A 2245-nucleotide genomic window follows, 5' to 3' on the forward strand; every position below is an offset into this window, starting at 1 on the left:
AATGCTCAGCAGAGATAGAAGCCTGGTTATCTTCCATATCTATCGATACTCATATCGCAAAGCTTGACAGGCAAAACGATTTATTAGGTTTTGAACTGTCGGCTCAAACCGCTAATGATGTTTTAATTGCGTCATTCCCAACAAATATAGCTGCTGAAATAGTGCTTATTCAACAACCATTAGCTCGCCTCAATCAACCGGGGTTATTGGTGATGGATATGGATTCTACTGCTATTCAAATTGAATGTATTGACGAACTCGCTGCTATGGCTGGTGTGGGTGAGGAAGTTGCCGCAGTTACGGCAAGTGCTATGCGTGGCGAATTAGATTTTGAACAGTCTTTAAGACAACGAGTCAGTAAGCTTACTGGTGCTGATGCCTCTATTATTCAGCAGTTGTGCGACAACTTGCCGTTAATGTCTGGTCTTGAAGTAATGTTAGCCGAGTTAAAAACACATCAATGGAAACTGGTTGTCGCTTCTGGTGGGTTTACGCCATTTGTTGGTCATTTAAAAACATTGCTTAATCTTGATGCGGCATTTGCCAATGAGTTAGTTATTGTTGATGGCAAGCTGAGTGGTGAAGTAACAGGTGAAGTGGTCGATGCTCAATATAAGGCTAACGTGATTAGTCTGTGTGCGGAACAGTGGGCTATTCCATCTGGTCAGCGAGTTGCCATTGGTGACGGCGCCAATGATATTCCGATGATCCAAGCCGCCGATTTAGGATTAGCATTTCATGCTAAGCCTAAATTAGTTGCTGCTGCAGATGCATCAATCCAAAATGTTGATTTACGTGCATTAGTCTTTTGCCTACAACTGTAATTAGTTAGTGTTTACATTTATGAACAAGAATAAATATAGAATTATTACTCTATTCTAGTTGTATTTCACGGTAGTAATGTTAGTTTTATATTTATAATCACTAACATAACTGCCTATTTTGACTATAGATATCCTCCAAAACTCACTGTTTATACCATACAGAGATGGCCAATTGCATCTGCGGCATATTCGGCCTACTTCGCCTATAGCACTCGGTATTCCTATTTTGATGTTGCATGGTGCTATGTCCAATGGAAGAGTGTTTTATAGCTGCTCTGGTCGTGGTTTAGGCTGTTTTTTAGCTAACGCTGGTTTTGATGTTTATGTGATGGATACCGCAGGACGAGGCTTAAGCGAGCCTAAAATTCATCGTGACTTCACTTTGGGCCAAGGAGAAGTCATTCGTGAGCAATTGCCATTAGTGCAGCAGTTTATTCTACAGCGTCATCCATTGGTTAATAAAGTACATTGGTGTGCCCATTCATGGGGCGGGGTGTTAATGGCCAGCAGTTTGGCTCGTTATAGCCATCTACAGTCTAGTGTGGCATCGTTATTAACCTTTGGTTCCAAACGTACTATCAAAGTGAAGTCATTTAAAAAATGGCTTATGGTCGATTTTTTCTGGAATCGTTTTGCGCCTTTTTATATTGGCAGACAAGGCTACTTTGATGCCAGTCGACTGCGCGTTGGTATGGACAATGAGAGCAGTGCTTCATTATTACAAACCATTGATTGGGTGCGAGGAGATTGGGTTGATCATGATGATAATTTTCATTATGCAGAAGCTGCAACTAAAGCGGTATGGCCACCAGCCTGGTTTATCGCGGGCAAAAATGACCACGTATTAGGCAATCCATCTGATGTACGCGATATGATTGATGAATGTGGTTTTAGCCAGATTAAGTACACTTTGCTCGCCAAAGAAAAGGGCAATTTATTGGATTATAATCATGCAGGTATGTTGACTGATCGACAAGCCGAACAAGATCACTTTGTACAAATTAAACAATGGTATTTATTAATGTGAGCCAAGTTAGCTGTAGAGAAATAGTATGTGGTTATTAACCTATTCTTTGGTTAGTAAAAATGCAGTTTTGAAATAAATTCAGATCATCGATTTATGCTATTTTTAATTATGATTAGCGGTTACTGAAAGATTACTTAGGCTAGTGTCATTAAGCTTGGAAAACGGATTTCAACTTCAGTAGTAATATCTAATAGCTCACCTGAACCGATAACTTTCCATAATTGTTCTTCTAATTGCTTTGCTCGGTGATTAGCATGAATGTGGATATATTCTAGCTCGCGTCGAATATAGCTCATATCGGGCTTATCAGTTGCTCCTACATACACCCTTAACGCCATGAAGCGACCCACTTTTTTACTTTGAGTAATAAATTGAATTTGTTGTTCTTTATTAC

At 39.8% G+C, this 2245-nt stretch carries 2 protein-coding genes and 1 pseudogene; 2 read left to right on the top strand and 1 reads right to left on the bottom strand.

Annotated elements, in window-relative coordinates; genetic code table 11:
• Nucleotides 1-824: phosphoserine phosphatase SerB (gene serB, locus CXF78_RS20900; RefSeq protein ID WP_257984971.1), on the top strand; the 824-nt coding region annotated here is incomplete at its 5' end.
• Between the two features lie 118 nt (nucleotides 825-942).
• Nucleotides 943-1851, top strand: coding sequence for an alpha/beta fold hydrolase (locus CXF78_RS20905; RefSeq protein WP_102037843.1), 909 nt, complete (start codon nucleotides 943-945; stop codon nucleotides 1849-1851).
• A gap of 134 nt (nucleotides 1852-1985) precedes the next feature.
• On the opposite strand, the pseudogene CXF78_RS20910 reads toward CXF78_RS20905, so the two are convergent.
• A pseudogene (locus CXF78_RS20910) lies at nucleotides 1986-2245 on the bottom strand (PilZ domain-containing protein); the annotation flags it as partial.

The organism is Shewanella sp. 11B5, assembly GCF_002836795.1.
GTDB classification, from domain to species: domain Bacteria; phylum Pseudomonadota; class Gammaproteobacteria; order Enterobacterales; family Shewanellaceae; genus Shewanella; species Shewanella frigidimarina.